Origin of the sequence: Empedobacter sp. UBA5036 (assembly GCF_002415215.1) — a bacterium.
Classification (GTDB): domain Bacteria; phylum Bacteroidota; class Bacteroidia; order Flavobacteriales; family Weeksellaceae; genus Empedobacter; species Empedobacter falsenii_B.
This window is the reverse complement of sequence record NZ_DICC01000023.1, coordinates 1-15,072: the sequence shown is the minus strand read 5'-3', so window position 1 is coordinate 15,072 and position 15,072 is coordinate 1. Positions and strand designations below refer to the sequence as shown.

Annotated in this window: 17 protein-coding genes; 8 read left to right on the top strand and 9 right to left on the bottom strand. The window is 32.6% G+C overall.

All coding sequences use genetic code 11. The features are described 5' to 3' along the window. From B4J88_RS04195 to mraZ, 5 genes are read right to left on the bottom strand one after another with little or no spacing between them, the layout of a single operon-like run. The gene (locus B4J88_RS04195; protein WP_291066510.1) at positions 1-1,464 is read right to left on the bottom strand and encodes a UDP-N-acetylmuramoyl-L-alanyl-D-glutamate--2,6-diaminopimelate ligase; all 1,464 of its coding nucleotides are present in this window, start codon (positions 1,462-1,464) and stop codon (positions 1-3) included. Next, complete coding sequence (locus B4J88_RS04190; protein ID WP_038332822.1) at positions 1,461-3,443, bottom strand: penicillin-binding protein; 1,983 nt, start codon at positions 3,441-3,443, stop codon at positions 1,461-1,463. Before B4J88_RS04190 ends, B4J88_RS04195 begins: the two co-directional genes overlap by 4 nt. Continuing rightward, positions 3,421-3,780: an FtsL-like putative cell division protein gene (locus B4J88_RS04185; RefSeq protein ID WP_052217625.1), complete on the bottom strand. Its 360-nt coding sequence runs from the start codon at positions 3,778-3,780 to the stop codon at positions 3,421-3,423. The genes B4J88_RS04190 and B4J88_RS04185 overlap by 23 nt, the downstream gene beginning before the upstream one ends. Before the next feature lie 9 nt (positions 3,781-3,789). After that, positions 3,790-4,695 carry a 16S rRNA (cytosine(1402)-N(4))-methyltransferase RsmH gene (gene rsmH, locus B4J88_RS04180; protein ID WP_180905156.1) on the bottom strand — a complete coding sequence of 302 codons (906 nt, stop codon included), beginning with the start codon at positions 4,693-4,695 and terminating at the stop codon, positions 3,790-3,792. Continuing rightward, entirely contained in the window at positions 4,688-5,149 is a 462-nt protein-coding gene (mraZ, locus tag B4J88_RS04175; protein ID WP_038332815.1) for a division/cell wall cluster transcriptional repressor MraZ, read from the bottom strand. Before mraZ ends, rsmH begins: the two co-directional genes overlap by 8 nt. Positions 5,150-5,411: 262 nt before the next feature. Here mraZ and B4J88_RS04170 point away from each other — a divergent pair, with 262 nt between their 5' ends. Next, positions 5,412-6,194 carry an alpha/beta fold hydrolase gene (locus B4J88_RS04170; RefSeq protein ID WP_038332809.1) on the top strand — a complete coding sequence of 261 codons (783 nt, stop codon included), beginning with the start codon at positions 5,412-5,414 and terminating at the stop codon, positions 6,192-6,194. A 2-nt stretch (positions 6,195-6,196) separates the two neighbouring features. Beyond that, complete coding sequence (gene yihA / locus B4J88_RS04165) at positions 6,197-6,829, top strand: ribosome biogenesis GTP-binding protein YihA/YsxC (RefSeq protein ID WP_084106860.1); 633 nt, start codon at positions 6,197-6,199, stop codon at positions 6,827-6,829. A gap of 34 nt (positions 6,830-6,863) precedes the next feature. Here the strand turns inward: yihA and B4J88_RS04160 are convergent, their stop codons facing one another. The 3 genes from B4J88_RS04160 to B4J88_RS04150 form a co-directional block, all read right to left on the bottom strand. After that, positions 6,864-7,187, bottom strand: a complete 324-nt coding sequence (locus B4J88_RS04160; RefSeq protein WP_286511310.1) for a hypothetical protein — start codon at positions 7,185-7,187, stop codon at positions 6,864-6,866. A gap of 40 nt (positions 7,188-7,227) precedes the next feature. Continuing rightward, a complete protein-coding gene (locus B4J88_RS04155; RefSeq protein WP_125349650.1) occupies positions 7,228-7,650 on the bottom strand; it encodes a type II 3-dehydroquinate dehydratase in 423 nt (140 codons plus the stop codon). A gap of 213 nt (positions 7,651-7,863) precedes the next feature. Then, the gene (locus tag B4J88_RS04150) at positions 7,864-9,144 is read right to left on the bottom strand and encodes a replication-associated recombination protein A (protein WP_180906865.1); all 1,281 of its coding nucleotides are present in this window, start codon (positions 9,142-9,144) and stop codon (positions 7,864-7,866) included. 113 nt (positions 9,145-9,257) lie between these two features. Between B4J88_RS04150 and B4J88_RS04145 the strand changes: the two genes are divergently transcribed. The 5 genes from B4J88_RS04145 to mscL all read left to right on the top strand — a co-directional run bounded on the left by B4J88_RS04145 (position 9,258) and on the right by mscL (position 11,870). Continuing rightward, positions 9,258-9,662, top strand: a complete 405-nt coding sequence (locus B4J88_RS04145) for a hypothetical protein (protein ID WP_115001760.1) — start codon at positions 9,258-9,260, stop codon at positions 9,660-9,662. Positions 9,663-9,735: 73 nt separating this feature from the next. Continuing rightward, positions 9,736-10,227, top strand: coding sequence for a thioredoxin family protein (locus B4J88_RS04140; RefSeq protein ID WP_291066505.1), 492 nt, complete (start codon positions 9,736-9,738; stop codon positions 10,225-10,227). 98 nt (positions 10,228-10,325) lie between these two features. Next, on the top strand, positions 10,326-10,559 hold the full coding sequence (gene yidD / locus B4J88_RS04135) for a membrane protein insertion efficiency factor YidD (protein ID WP_038332792.1): 234 nt from the start codon (positions 10,326-10,328) through the stop codon (positions 10,557-10,559). Beyond that, complete coding sequence (gene lgt / locus B4J88_RS04130; protein ID WP_180905159.1) at positions 10,559-11,452, top strand: prolipoprotein diacylglyceryl transferase; 894 nt, start codon at positions 10,559-10,561, stop codon at positions 11,450-11,452. The genes yidD and lgt overlap by 1 nt, the downstream gene beginning before the upstream one ends. Before the next feature lie 34 nt (positions 11,453-11,486). After that, positions 11,487-11,870: a large conductance mechanosensitive channel protein MscL gene (mscL, locus tag B4J88_RS04125; protein WP_180905160.1), complete on the top strand. Its 384-nt coding sequence runs from the start codon at positions 11,487-11,489 to the stop codon at positions 11,868-11,870. A 75-nt stretch (positions 11,871-11,945) separates the two neighbouring features. Here mscL and B4J88_RS04120 read toward each other — a convergent pair whose 3' ends face one another. Beyond that, a complete protein-coding gene (locus tag B4J88_RS04120; RefSeq protein ID WP_180905161.1) occupies positions 11,946-14,468 on the bottom strand; it encodes an outer membrane beta-barrel family protein in 2,523 nt (840 codons plus the stop codon). 237 nt (positions 14,469-14,705) lie between these two features. Between B4J88_RS04120 and B4J88_RS04115 the strand changes: the two genes are divergently transcribed. Continuing rightward, complete coding sequence (locus B4J88_RS04115) at positions 14,706-15,032, top strand: Spy/CpxP family protein refolding chaperone (protein WP_291066502.1); 327 nt, start codon at positions 14,706-14,708, stop codon at positions 15,030-15,032. Positions 15,033-15,072: the final 40 nt, after the last annotated feature.

The window sequence follows — 15,072 nt, the reverse complement described above, 5'->3', positions numbered from 1 at the left end:
TTATTTGTTCAATATTTTACTCAATTCTGATGCAACTTCTACATCAGAAAAATGTGTTCTTACTCCGTTAATTTCTTGATACGTCTCGTGACCTTTTCCCGCAATCAAAATAATATCTTTTGGTTCGGCCATTTTAAGTGCTGTTTTTATAGCTTCTTTTCGATCTGTAATCTTCAAGGTGCGATTATAAAATTGTGCTTTCACACCAACTTCCATCTCGCGAAGAATTTCTTCTGCATCTTCGGTTCTTGGATTATCTGATGTAAAAATGGCAAGATTAGATTTTTCGCTCGCGATATCCGCCATTTCTGGACGTTTTGTTTTATCGCGATCCCCACCACAACCTACAACTGTTATTAGTTTTTCGTTTTTGGTACGAATTCCTTCTATTGTATCCAAAACATTTTCTAATGCATCAGGCGTATGTGCATAATCTACGATTACGATAATTCCTGATTCTGTTTTGAATGTTTGAAAACGACCATCAACATTCCCAAGTGTGCTCAATGCTTTTAGAACTTCTAATTCATCTTGTCCTAAAATTGACGCCACACCAAAAACTAATAATAAATTATATGCATTGAATTGACCAATTAATGATGTCCAGAATTCTTTTCCATTGAATTCTAATTGCATTCCATCAAATTGGTGTTCAATAATTTTTCCTTTAAAATCTGCATCAGTTTTTAGTGCGTACAATTTTTTCGTAGCAACTGTATTCTGAAGCATTACTTTTCCGTTTTTATCATCTGCATTCGAAATCGCTGTAGACGTTTTTGGTAAATCGTCGAAGAATTTCTTTTTTGCTGCAAGATAATTTGCAAACGTTTTGTGATAATCTAAATGATCATGTGTGATATTCGTAAATCCAGCCACTTCGAAATGCAAACCAGCAATTCTATTTTGATGAATTCCGTGCGAAGAAACTTCCATAAAAGCAAATTCGCAACCTCTATCTACCGCTTCGCGAAACATTTTGTTCAATGTCAAAATATCTGGCGTTGTATGCGTAGACGGAATCACTTCACCATCAATCACAATTTTAATCGTCGAAATTAATGCACAAGCATAACCTAATTTTGTAAACAATTCGTACAACAAAGTTGTCGTTGTTGTTTTTCCATTCGTACCTGTAACTCCAACAAGTTTTAAATCTTTTGTTGGATTTCCATAAAAGTTAGAAGCTAAAATACCTAATGCAATCGTTGAATTCTCAACTTTCACATACGTTACTCCATCAACTAAATTTTCTGGCAAAACTTCGCAAACAATTGCTTTAGCACCTAAACCAATCGCTTTTTCTATATACTGATGACCGTCAACTGTAACTCCATTTACAGCGACAAAAACATCATTTTTTGATACTTTTCTTGAATCAAATTGAATATTATTGACTTCAACTTTTGTTGAACCAATCGTTTCTGAGATGGAAACTTTATATAATAAATCAACTAAATTTCTCATCCTTCCAACATTAAATAAATTGTCTCACCCTTCTTAAATCTTGTTCCCGCAGGAATGGATTGATTTGTTACTTTTCCAAACCCTGAATATTGCACATCTAATCCTAAATTTTCTAATACCGGAATTGCTTTAGATCCTGTATGACCAGTCACATTTGGCACTATATTTTTAGAATTACTAACATTAATATCATCTCCTTTTTTAAACTCTTTCACCGCGTTCTTTTTTACTAAATCACGTGGCAAAGGTATGGGAGTTTTTGAATATACCCAATCGGCAATTTTCTTAAAAACCGGAGCAGTTACACTACCTCCATAAAACCCTTTGGCTGTATTTGGTTTGTGCACAACTACGATACAAGAATACTTTGGTTTTTCTGCTGGAAAATACCCTGCGAATGAAGCACGATATTGCATTCCTTTACCATCTCGCTTCCAATAATCAACACGAGCAGTACCAGTTTTACCAGCAATATCGTAATTACTATTACTAATAATACGTCCCGTTCCTTGTTCTACTGCTCCACGAAGCATTTCTTGCATCTGTTTTACATTTTCCAAAGACGTTAGTTGATCTACTAAAACGACAGGTTCAAAAACTTTATCAGGTTCACCTTTACGCGTGATTTTATCCATAAATAATGGTTTCAACATTTTACCATTATTTGCCACTGCGTTGTAAAAAGTCACAATTTGAATTGGAGTTAACTGTAAACCATATCCATAACCCATTACAGGTAACGTAATATTACTCCAAGATTTACTATCTGGACGGTGCATAATTGGACTTCCTTCTCCAAGAATATCTACTCCAAGAGGCGAAGTCATATGCCATTTATCCATTTTTTTGAAGAAAGCTTTTGGATTTTCTCCGTAGTATTTATTAATAATTTTTGCTGTACCAATGTTAGACGATTTTTTCATCACGCCATCTACAGTCAATGTTCCATAACCGTGTGTATCTGTAATCGTACGACCATAGAATTTATAACTTCCACCTCCTGTTTCTACAGTTGAGTTTTTATTGATAAAACCATCATCCATTGCTGCAAGCAACGAAACTGTTTTGAAAGTAGATCCTGGCTCTGCAGCTTCACCAACCGCATAGTTATAATCGTCGATATATGTTCCGTCTTTTTTGCGAGATAAATTTACAATTGCACGAACTTTCCCTGTCTGAACTTCCATCACAACCACACTTCCGTGTTGCGCTTCAAATTCAGAAAGTTGTTTGTACAAAGCATCGTAAGCAACCATTTGCAAATCGGCATCTATTGTTGTGTAAACAGATGAACCTGCTTGAGGCTCTTGCTCCCAACTTTTCATTGGTTTCCATTTACCACGTCCCATAAATTGCTCCCAACGACGACCTTCAATACCGCTTAATAAGTCAGAATAAGCTCCTTCTAATCCTACTTTTCCGCGTTGATCATCGTAACCAATTGTACGAACACCAATATCTTGAACAATTAATTCTCGTTTTGATTCAGTTTCATGAATAAATCCACCTTTGTTTTGACCTTTGTTGAAAATTGGAAATTTTTTGATGCGTTGATATTGCTCATAATCCAAATCTTTCACCAACATCATGTAACGATTTTTCTTTTTACGTTCTGTAGAAAATTTGTCGTAAAAATAAGAGGGAGATTTTGTAAACATCTTACCTAAAGAATCGGCAAGATTGTGCATTTCTGTTTTGAATAATTCATCTTTGATCACCGTCAAATCCACATAAACATTGTGTTTTGTAACAGTTGTAGCCATTAATGCGCCATTAGAAGCATATAAATTACCACGCTCCGCCGTAACAGTATCTAATCTAAAATTATTCTTTTCAGCAAAACGCTCTAATTCAACCCCTTCTACAATATTAATTCGAAACATAAAAACAATAATAAAGATGGCCCAAATCGCAAGCGCGCCGGCAAATACCCATCCTTTGATGACAATATTGTTTTTATTTTTCGCTGACTTCGTCATAAACTTTGTCTACTATATAATAAGGTTGTTTATCTGGAATTTTCAAACCATACACTGCCGTACGCTCCAAAATTTCCGTTTCTAATTGCATACGCATCAAATCGCGATGCTTATCTGTATATTGAGATTTTAAATCTTCTACTTTATCTTGCAATTCAGCGATTCGAACCACTTTTCGATCAACTAAATGCGAACTCGAAATACTCAAAAAAGCCAAACCTACCAGATACAACATAAACTTCCAGTTTTGTTCTGAGCCAGTTTTAATTAAAAACTCACCTCTCAACAAACCTGTAAAAGTTTTTTTCTCTGGTAATATTTTTTTCTTTTTTGCCATTCCTATTTCTTAATCCTCATTACGAACCGCAATACGCATTTTCGCACTACGAGCTCTTGGATTTTCATTAATTTCTTCTTGCGTTGGCACAATCACCTTTGATTGTAAAGGTTTGAAAGGCGCCGACCAATTTCCAAAAACGTCACGTTCTGGTTCTCCTTCAAAAATTCCGTTTTTCATGTAGCGTTTTGTCAAGCGATCTTCTAACGAATGATACGAAATAATCACCAAGCGACCACCTGGCTTTATCACTTCTCCACATTGCGTCAACATCTCTTTCAATGCTGCCATTTCATCATTTGCCTCGATGCGTAACGCTTGAAACATTTGAGCGAAAAATTTATTTTCTTTCATTTTTGGAATGAATGAAAAAATTTGCTTCAACTCATCAATTGTATTGATTTGTTTATCAGCTCTTGCTTTTACAACTTCTCTCGCCAAGCGATACGAACCTTGCAACTCTCCAAAATCATAAAAAACACGAGCAAGATCTTCTTCTTCGTATTCGTTAATAATTGTTTTGGCAGATAATTTTGCATTCTGGTTCATTCGCATATCCAATTCTCCATCAAAGCGAGTTGAAAAACCACGTTCTGGTGTATCAAACTGATGAGAAGAAACTCCCAAATCACCCAAAACACCATCAACTTGTTTTATTCCACGAAATCTTAAATTATTTTTCAAGAATCTAAAATTTTGCTCAACTAACTCAAATCGATCATCATCAATTTTATTACGAACAGCATCCACATCTTGATCAAATGAAAATAATTTTCCATTTTGATCCAAACGACTTAATATTTCACGTGAGTGTCCTCCACCCCCGAACGTACAATCTACATATATACCTGATTCGTTAATAATTAACGCATCAACACTATCTTTTAATAATACTGGATTATGATATTCACTCATCTTCTCCTAAATTTCCCATTACATCTTCCGCCAAAGAAGCAAAATCTAAATCATCTACATTAATCGACTCTTCATATTTGTCTTTATCCCAAATCTCGATCATGTTTACAGAAGAATTTAGAACGACTTCTTTATTAATTTCTGCAAATTTCACTAAATCTTTTGAAATCTGTAGCCTTCCATTTGCATCAACTTCGACAATTTTTAATCCAGCCGTAAAAATTCTAATAAAATCATTGTTTTTCTTCACAAATCGATTCAATTTATTCAAATCATTCATCACTTTTTCCCATTCTTTCATTGGATGCAGTTCTAAACAATTTTGAAACACAGATCTTTTCAACACAAAGCCATCTTCCAAACATTCAGCAAGTTGTTTCTTCAAACCCGCTGGTATTGGGAGCCTACCCTTTGTATCTACCTTACACTCATATGTTCCAATTAATGAATTCATGATAGATTTTTTCCAAAAATAAAGAAAATATTACCACAAATTACCATTTTTTACCACTTTTATTGAAATAGTTATCAACAATTTAAAATTTAGTATCAGATAGTTATGTTTTTTCTAACGCAAACCCCATGTATAAAATGAGAAATAATGTTTATATAGACCTTGTTTTGATAAGTGATTAATATGGATTGTTAAAGTTTTTCATATAAACCACGAAATAAAAAATATAATTAATTAAATTTGTCGACTTAATATCGAGTAAATGTTTTTTAGCTTAAAGAAAAAAGATAAGTTCTCTTACATAGAAGAAGGAGAGGGACAACCAATTGTTTTGCTTCATGGATTAATGGGTGAACTTAGCAATTTCAGCTCACTTACAAATTATTATGCACAAAGAGGATATAAGGTTTTCGCACCAGAATTGCCATTATATTCTTTATCTGTCATCAATACTAATATCAAAAATATTGCAAAACATGTTGCAAATTTTATTGAAGAAGTCGTTAAAGAACCAGCTATTTTAGTTGGAAATTCTTTAGGAGGACATATTGGTTTGATGGTTTGTCACAGACATCCGGAATATGTAAAAGCACTTTGTTTAACAGGAAGTTCTGGTTTGTACGAAAAATCTTTTGGAGAAACTTACCCAAAACGTGGTAATTACGAATATGTAGAACGTAAAACGCGCGAAGTTTTTTACGATCCTGCTATCGCGACAAAAGAAATTGTAGATGATGTTTTTGACACTGTAAATGACAGAAATAAAGCTATCAAAACTTTATATATCGCAAGAGACGCAATCAAATCTAACATGAAAGATGATTTAAAAGACATCAAAATGCCTGTTTGTTTGATTTGGGGAAAACAAGATAATGTAACTCCACCAGAAGTTGCAATAGAATTTGAAGAAGAATTACCAGACGCTTCTTTATTTTGGATTGATAAATGCGGGCACGCTCCAATGATGGAACACCCTGAATTATTCAACGAAATTTTATACAAATGGCTAATCGAAAAACAATTAGATCCAGCCACTAAAGCATAATTATGATTAAAAAAGCTGAATTCGTAAAAAGTTCGCAAAAATATACAGATTGTCCAGATCCTTTCAAACCAGAATACGCATTTATTGGGCGTTCTAATGTTGGAAAATCGTCATTAATCAATATGTTAGCAGATAAAAAAGCATTAGCTAAAACTTCTGCAACACCAGGTAAAACTCAATTGATTAATACATTCGAAATGGATGATACTTGGTATTTAGCCGATTTACCAGGTTATGGTTTTGCTAAAGCACCAAAAGGTGTCCGTGGTGGTTTCAATAAAATGATTTATGATTACATTGAGTTTCGTAAAAACTTAGTAAATGTTTTTTTATTGATTGATTCTCGACACACGCCTCAAAAAATAGATTTACAGTTTATGGAATGGTTAGGAAACAAACAAATTCCGTTTGCGATTGTATTTACAAAATTAGATAAACTAACGAGTACACAAATGCAAAAAAACTTGAATCATTACAAAAACGAGTTATTAAAAACTTGGGAAGAATTACCAAAAATATTTACAAGTTCGGCTTCGAGTAAAATTGGTAAATTAGAAATCTTAGGCTACATTGATAGTTTGAACGAACATCTTGTAGACGAGTTTAAGAAAGAACAATACAAAAAAGAATATTAAAAAAGTCGGAACTATGTTCCGACTTTTTTGTTTATTACTCTCCTAATTCAGCAGATTTTGTTTTCAAATCATTGATACAAGGTTCTATTAATTTCATTAATCGTTCTTGTAATTCAGGTGTTGGATTATTCATTTGCATCATTTCTGTATACGTAAATTCATCCATCATTTTATCTGTCGAACAGTCACAATATTTTGTAATCAGTTCTTTTTTAGCCGCAGATATCCCTGGTGTTATTGCCGCTTGTTCACAAGCCGTCATTGCTTGAGCTTTTTGTTCTGCATTATGTTTATCAGCTTTCGAATTACAGCTAACAATGGTTAATCCAAAGATTAATCCTAAAATAATTTTCTTCATAGGTAATAGATTTTAATCTTGTTAAGATAATGACTATTAATTATTTCACAAAATCATTCACAGCTTCAACATAACCTGGTAAACCTTTTCCTGAAATAATTTTTAAACAACTTTCACCTGTTACACTATTTTTTCTAAAATCTTCGCGTGCATAAATATCCGAAATATGAACTTCTATCACTTTAGTCGTAATCGCTTTTATCGCATCTGCAATCGCATACGAATAATGCGTATACGCACCAGCATTTAAGATAATTCCGTCATATTTAAAACCTATTTCGTGCAACTTATCAATAATATCTCCTTCGTGATTTGATTGAAAATAATGCAACGAAACTTCTGGAAATTGCTTTCTCAATTCATGTTCAAAAAAATCTTCGAAAGTTTGTGTTCCATAAATTTCTGGTTCGCGAACGCCAAGTAAATTTAAATTAGGTCCGTTTATAATTTGTATTTGTTTCATTTTCTTTATTTTATAAATATAAATCTCTTTTTTAGATCGAAAAAGTTTAATTTTTTCTTTTTTTTAATCAATTTTTTACTTTTTATTAAGTTTTGGCACAAACCTTGTATATATACAATTACCAACCTATTATCATATAAACCAATCTAAACCAAAAAAATCAACCAAACCTTAAAATCTCAGTTAACAAATGATTAACTGGGATTTTTAATTTTAGTACCCATACTTTCCCTTCCACTTTTGATTGAGCGATTGTTTATCCACTTGCTCTCGCTTATTATTTCCTGGCTCATAAAAAGTCGTCCCCGAAATTTCATTTGGTAAAAATTCTTGCTCAGCAAAATTTCCTGGAAAATCGTGCGAATATTTATATTCTTTTCCATAATCCAAATCTTTCATCAACTTAGTTGGTGCGTTTCGTAAATGCAACGGAACAGGTAAATCGCCCGTTTGTTTAACGATTTGTTGCGCTTTACCAATCGCTAAATAAGTCGCATTACTTTTTGGAGAATTCGCCAAATAAACCGCACATTGGCTCAATAAAATACGAGATTCTGGATAACCAATCACCGAAACAGCTTGAAATGTATTATTCGCCAAAATCATTGCAGTTGGATTTGCATTTCCCACATCTTCAGAAGCCGAAATCAACATTCGTCGCGCAATAAATTTCAAATCTTCACCACCTTCAATCATTCGAGCCAACCAATAAACCGCTCCATTCGGATCTGAACCACGAATCGATTTGATAAAAGCGGAAATAATATCGTAATGCTGTTCACCCGTTTTATCATAACGCGCTAAATTTTGCTGAATACGTTCATGTACAATTTCATCGTTGATGATGATTTTATCTGTTGGAGAAAAACTATTAATCACCAACTCCAAACCATTCAACAGTTTTCTTGCATCACCACCCGAATATCTTAATAATGCATTTGTTTCAACTAATTCAATATTTAATTTAGATAAAACCTTATCTTTTTCTATAGCTCGTTCGATTAAATCAACTAAATCTTCTTTTTCGAGATGTTTCAACACATAAACTTGCGCACGCGAAAGCAAAGCTGGAACAACTTCGAAACTTGGATTTTCGGTTGTTGCTCCAATCAAAGTCACCAAACCAGTTTCTACCGCTCCCAACAAACTGTCTTGCTGTGATTTATTGAAACGATGAATTTCATCTATAAATAAAATCGGATTTTTCGTTCCCGAAAACAAATTTTGATTCTTTGCTTTTTCAATTACTTCACGCACTTCTTTCACACCAGAATTTATGGCGCTCAACGTATAAAATGGTCGATCAGTCAATTCGGAAATTAATTGTGCAAGTGTCGTTTTTCCTGTTCCTGGCGGTCCCCAAAAAATCATCGAAGCAATCATATCATGTTGCAACATCATTTTTATTGGTCCGTTTTCGCCCACCAAATGCTTTTGATTAATGTATTCTTCAAGCGTTTTTGGACGCATTCTTTCAGCTAAAGGCGCATTCATAAAATCTTGTTTAGATTTCAAAGTTAGGGAATGTTTTGTCAAAATGAATGATTTTTTGGACGACATATTTTGGCATTTAGATTTATTTTCTTTGTGTTAGAATAAAAATTAAAATGATGAAGAAAGCGTTAGAATGTGCTTTAATTTTAACAAGAAAGCACCAACTTTTGGGTGATAAAATTGCTTTATCAACTGATTATTTGAAAAAGATTGAACTAAAAGATAAACAATCAGAAATCAATAAACAAATGATTGAGTTTTTGGTCGAATTGCAAGAATTTGTCGAATTTATCAGAGTTAATCAAGAACTTAGATTGATGTATGTTGAATTGGTGAATTATTATTTCACGCAAATTCATCATCAAATTAATTTTTATGAAATTGAATTGGATCGTTTAGAATTTGAATCTAAATTCTCTATCAATATGATTAATCAATTTAATCAAAACGAAAAAAATAATGAAATAAATTCAGTTCAAGAAAAACTAAATTTATACTACACGATTATTAATTCGTAGAAAAACGTTTTCGGCATAATTTTTTATTGTAAATTCGACTTAATATTTAGAATTTGAAATGAAAAAATTAACTATGTTTTTTAGCTTAATGATTTTATCATTAAGTTTTGCATTTGGTCAACAAACAGAAAAACCAAAAATTTATAGCGAAGAAGCAAATCCGAAAGTAGATATTGCGAATGCGGTGCAAAAAGCTTCTACTGAAAAGAAACACGTTTTATTGCAAATTGGTGGTAACTGGTGCGCTTGGTGTGTGATGTTTGATAAATTGACGAAAGAAAATCAAGAAGTAAAAGACTATATCGCGAATAATTATGAAGTAGTTCATGTAAATTATTCTCCAAAAAATAAAAACGAAGAAACGTTAGCTGCATTGAAACATCCAGAGCGTTTTGGGTTTCCTGTTTTTGTGATTTTAGATGAGAAAGGAAATTTAATTCACACACAAAATTCGGCTTATCTTGAAAGCAAAGAAGTGAAAGGACACGATCCGAAAGTTGTGTTAGAATTTTTACAAAACTGGTCTTACAAAGCATTAGATCCAGCGAGTTATACTAAAAAATAATCTGCGTTAAGCACGTATCGTATAGAGAATCAATCTGCAAAAGCATAAACTTTTTAGATTGATTCTTTTTTATTTCGGTTATTGATTAACTTTGCAAGATGAACAAAATTTTGGTTACACCATTTATTCTGTTGGTAAGATTTTATCAATTAGCAATTTCTCCTTGGATGGGAAGTAATTGTAGATTTCAACCAACTTGCTCTTCTTACATGATAGAGGCGTTAAAAGAACATGGTTTACTGAAAGGTTTGTGGCTCGGAACAAAAAGAATTGGTCGCTGTCATCCTTGGGGAGGACATGGATACGACCCTGTACCTAAAAAGAAAAATTAATGATTAACTTAATTTCGTTTATCGATTGGGATCCAAAACCTTATTTATTTGAAATAGCAGGATTCAAAGTACATATTTACAGTTTATGTTGGATAGTTGCCTTTGTCGTAGGTTGGTATTTGATGTCGAACATTTTCAAGAAAGAAAATCAGAAAAAAGAATTACTTGATCCTTTATTCCTTTACACATTTATTGGAGCAATTGTAGGTGCAAGACTTGGAGAATATATTTTTTATGATCCAGCAGCGTTTATCGAACGACCAATCGAAGTTTTCTTACCTGTACAACATTCACCAGGACAAAGTGCTTTCTTTGGTCTATTACAAGATTACGAATTTGTAGGATTTAGTGGACTTGCAAGTCACGGAGCAGCATTGGGTGTAATTTTAACTTCCTATTTATTTAGTAGAAAATATTTGCATCGCAATGTATTATGGTTATTAGACCGTATTGCTGTTGTTGTTCCTTTTGGTGGAGCTGCGGTTCGAATTGGAAACTTTTACAACTCAGAAATTGTAGGAAAGGCATCAGAATTACCTTGGGCAGTAAAATTTCATCAACAAAGTTTGGGATATGGAGAAGTAATCCCTCGTCATCCAGCTCAAATTTATGAAGCAATAGGGTATGTTATCTTAGGAATTATCATGCTTTATATGTACAACAAAACAGACAAGAGAAAATATTTAGGAGCCTTGTTAGGCGTATTCTTATTTTTATTATTTTTAATACGATTTGTTGTTGAGTTCTATAAAGAAAATCAAGGTGAAGAAGCTGTTGCTCAAATGTTGAATATAGGATTAAACAATGGTCAAATCTTAAGTATTCCTTTTATGTTAATCGGTTTATACTTATTTATCTCTTCTAAAAATAGATTAGATACCAATCAACCTTAGAATTATTATAAACTTAGAAATAAATTTTAAACTTATGGGATTTTTTAAAGAATTTAAAGAGTTTGCAGTAAAAGGTAACGTAGTAGATTTAGCTGTCGGTGTAGTTATCGGTGGTGCCTTTGGTAAAATTGTTACTTCTTTAGTTGAAGATATCATTACGCCAGCCATTTTAAATCCAGCCTTGAAAGCTATTAACGCTGAAAATTTAGCTGCATTAGTAATACCAGGGACTGCAATTAAATATGGTAGCTTTTTAGCTGCTGCTATTTCTTTTATAGTTGTTGCATTTGCTTTATTCGTAATGATTAAAGGAATTAACAAATTGAAAAAAGAAGCTCCTGCTGAAGAACCAGTACCTGCAGGACCAACACAAGAAGAATTATTGGCTGAAATTCGTGATTTGTTAAAAAACAAATAATCATTTTTCGAACAATTAATAAAACAAAAAAGGATCGCAATTGCGATCCTTTTTTTATCGATTATTTTCAAACTACTAAGAAGCTGATTGCATTTGCATTTCTTCTCCACCTCCCATTTCTTCTCCATTTGAACGTTGTTGTTTACCACGTTGCTCTTTCTCGTTTGTATTTTTGAAACGATACGTAAATGAAAGGTTAATAGAGCGTTTCATCCAACGCATACTTTGATAGTTTTCTGATTCTTCGTAGAAAGTTGTTTGCTCTCTTTTACGAGAATTGAATACATCACGAATATTTAATGTTAATGAAGCTCTCTTTTTCAATAAATCTTTTGATAAAGATAAATCCATTGATAAGTTATCTTCTGTTTTTTGTTGAGCAGTTTTCATTCCTCCCATATAATTACCTGCGATTTGTAATTTTAAATCAGCTGGTAAAATAAAGTTTGATGATAAACGTCCACGAGAACTAAATCCATCTCCTTTGAAACTTTGTGTAAATTCTTTCGACTCTGTAACTCCTGTATCTGGATTTAAATAATCTGAAATTGTTGCTGAGTAAGAACCTGTTCTATTGTATCCAAATAAGTTGACATTAAACATTAAATTCCACCATTTGAAAGGACGATAAGTAGCAGTTAAATCTAAACCATAACGATCTTCATTTCCTGCATTAACTGGCATTGTTTCGAATGCTTGATTATATGGTTTTAAAGGATTTCCTGACTCTATATAATTATATGTTTGGAAATCATTAATCACATCAGTTGTTCTTTGGTAGAATAAACTTGGTGTCACCATCAATTTACCAACTGTTGCGATATACGATAATTCAAATGAATTAGTATATGTTGGATTAAGATCTGGATTACCACGACGAACATCTAATGCATTTACACTAGAAAAATATGGCATCAACATGAATCCCATTGGACGACGAACACGACGAGAATAGCTTAATTGCATCTCATTTTTATCTGTCAATTTATAATTCAATGTTAATGTTGGGAATAAATCTGTATATTTTTTTGAGATTGTATTTCCTTCTGAATGATTTGCAATTTCCATATCAGAACTTTCTACACGTAAACCTGCAAAGTATTGGAATTTTTCTCCAATTGCATTTCCATATTGCACATATCCAGCGTAAACATTTTGTTGATTGTCAATATCAGCCAAGAAAGCTTTATTTGGAGTTTCTGTTCCGTACGTATTAATTGTATTATTTCCACTATTTGTTTTTGTATCGCTTAAATCAACACGTGCACCTAGTTCAAATTTCCCTTTTTCTCCAATTGGACGAACATAATCTGCTGTAAAAACTGCAGAATTTTGAGTTTCTAAACTATATGTTCTTTCATTTCCTGTCAATACATCACTTGCATTTAAATTACGAATAATTCCATTTTCGTCTTCTTTTTGGTACGAGTAACGTCCTGTAAAAGTAAACTCATGTCCTTTTGTATCAAAAGCGTGTTTGTAGTTAAAATCCGCATCAAAACTTTTTTCTAACTCTTTTTCATTTTCGATACGAGCAGTTTTATCTGTTTGATTCCATAATGCATCATAATAATAGTATCTAACATCATTAATATTATTTCCATTATTGTAACGATATCCTGCAGAAGCTCCTAATGTATTTTTATCATCTAAATAATATTCACCTCCTAAACGTGCATTATAGTTTCTACGAATTCTATTGTTGTTCGTATCTGTTTTTCTATAATCAGAAATAATTCCATTCGGATAGTTTGTTGTCAAAGCATTCCCTTCTCCTTCTCTATCCATATAACGTGTACCTAAAGTAGTATAGATGTTATATTTTTTTGTTTTGTAGTTCAAGTTTACGTTTCCTCCAACCATTTTAGGAATTCCTCCATTTAACGTTACAGAACCATTAAAACCTGTATTAGAACCTTTCTTTAAAACAATATTGATAATCCCTGCAGAACCAGAAGCCTCGTAACGTGCAGAAGGATTTGTCACCAATTCGATACGCTCAACATTTTCGGCCGGAATATTTTTTAAAGCTTCTGCTACATCAGAAACACCTAACATTCCCGAAGGTTTTCCATCAATCAAAAACTTTACATTATCATTCCCTCTTAATGAAACGTTTCCTTGTGCATCTACAGAAACCGATGGTACATTTGCTAAAGCATCAGACAATGTTTGACCTTGCGACATTGGATCATTCGCCATATCATATACTTTCTTGTCCAATTCTACCTTATAAATTGGTTTTTCCGCTGTTACAACTGCTGCTCCCAATGATACAGTTTGCGTTGTTTTTACAGTAAAAGTACCTAGATCTAATGCAGACTCTAAATTAACTTGTTTTTCTATTACATCGTATCCCAATGGCTCAATCACAATAACATATTGTCCTGCCTTTGCTTCTACTGTAAATTCTCCTTTTGCATCCGTTGCCGCTTCTGCCACAACTCCATCTTCCGAGCTTTCAAGCGATATTGTAGTATATTCTACAGGCTTGTTTTCACTTGATAAGACTTTCCCTTTAATTTTTAAAAGCTCTTGCGCATTCAATCCTGCACAAACACAAATAAAAATCAAAGCAAATAAACTTCTTAACCTCATTTGTTTAATTTTTCGTTTTGTAGTTTTATAATTTTACAACTTGTTTGACAATCCTTTTTGGAAAAGGTTTAATCGATTTCAAAAATAATTTCAAAAAATATTGGTCGATAATTCGTCTCAAATGTTACATCTTTTAAAAGATTTCATCATTACCGAAAAATTTTAACATTTATCATTTTAAACCTTTTTATTTTTTTGAAGTCTTAAGAATAAATAAAACAAAAAAAGTTGATAATTATGAGAACAGCATTTTATAAATATGTAGGATTAGGATTAATTGCTTTCACTTTAACAACTGCTTCAGCGCAAGACAGAAATGAAGGATCAAGAGAGCAGAAATTACAACAATTAAAAAAAGATTTGAACTTGACAGATGCTCAAGTCATCAAAATCAAACAAATTGAAGACAGCTACAAAGACGAAAAAATTGAATTGAAACGAAAAATGAAAGAAGTTCGTGAAAAAGAGTTTAATGAAATCAATGCTGTTTTTACACCAGAACAAAAAGCAACATTGAAAGAATTGCACGCCAAAAAACATCAAAATAGAAAAGGAGCTAATTAATAGCTCCTTTTTTATTTAATAGACACTGTCCAAAATTTTG

Coding starts and splice junctions, on each gene's coding strand:
- B4J88_RS04190 (WP_038332822.1), bottom strand. CDS start 3,443: ATGACGAAGTCAGCGAAAAATAAAAACAATATTGTCATCAAAGGATGG.
- yidD (WP_038332792.1), top strand. CDS start 10,326: ATGAACAAAATTTTGGTTACACCATTTATTCTGTTGGTAAGATTTTAT.
- B4J88_RS04120 (WP_180905161.1), bottom strand. CDS start 14,468: ATGAGGTTAAGAAGTTTATTTGCTTTGATTTTTATTTGTGTTTGTGCA.
- lgt (WP_180905159.1), top strand. CDS start 10,559: ATGATTAACTTAATTTCGTTTATCGATTGGGATCCAAAACCTTATTTA.
- B4J88_RS04140 (WP_291066505.1), top strand. CDS start 9,736: ATGTTTTTTAGCTTAATGATTTTATCATTAAGTTTTGCATTTGGTCAA.
- B4J88_RS04170 (WP_038332809.1), top strand. CDS start 5,412: ATGTTTTTTAGCTTAAAGAAAAAAGATAAGTTCTCTTACATAGAAGAA.
- mscL (WP_180905160.1), top strand. CDS start 11,487: ATGGGATTTTTTAAAGAATTTAAAGAGTTTGCAGTAAAAGGTAACGTA.
- B4J88_RS04155 (WP_125349650.1), bottom strand. CDS start 7,650: ATGAAACAAATACAAATTATAAACGGACCTAATTTAAATTTACTTGGC.
- B4J88_RS04150 (WP_180906865.1), bottom strand. CDS start 9,144: ATGAATGCGCCTTTAGCTGAAAGAATGCGTCCAAAAACGCTTGAAGAA.
- B4J88_RS04160 (WP_286511310.1), bottom strand. CDS start 7,187: ATGAAGAAAATTATTTTAGGATTAATCTTTGGATTAACCATTGTTAGC.
- B4J88_RS04195 (WP_291066510.1), bottom strand. CDS start 1,464: ATGAGAAATTTAGTTGATTTATTATATAAAGTTTCCATCTCAGAAACG.
- B4J88_RS04145 (WP_115001760.1), top strand. CDS start 9,258: ATGATGAAGAAAGCGTTAGAATGTGCTTTAATTTTAACAAGAAAGCAC.
- B4J88_RS04185 (WP_052217625.1), bottom strand. CDS start 3,780: ATGGCAAAAAAGAAAAAAATATTACCAGAGAAAAAAACTTTTACAGGT.
- mraZ (WP_038332815.1), bottom strand. CDS start 5,149: ATGAATTCATTAATTGGAACATATGAGTGTAAGGTAGATACAAAGGGT.
- B4J88_RS04115 (WP_291066502.1), top strand. CDS start 14,706: ATGAGAACAGCATTTTATAAATATGTAGGATTAGGATTAATTGCTTTC.
- yihA (WP_084106860.1), top strand. CDS start 6,197: ATGATTAAAAAAGCTGAATTCGTAAAAAGTTCGCAAAAATATACAGAT.
- rsmH (WP_180905156.1), bottom strand. CDS start 4,695: ATGAGTGAATATCATAATCCAGTATTATTAAAAGATAGTGTTGATGCG.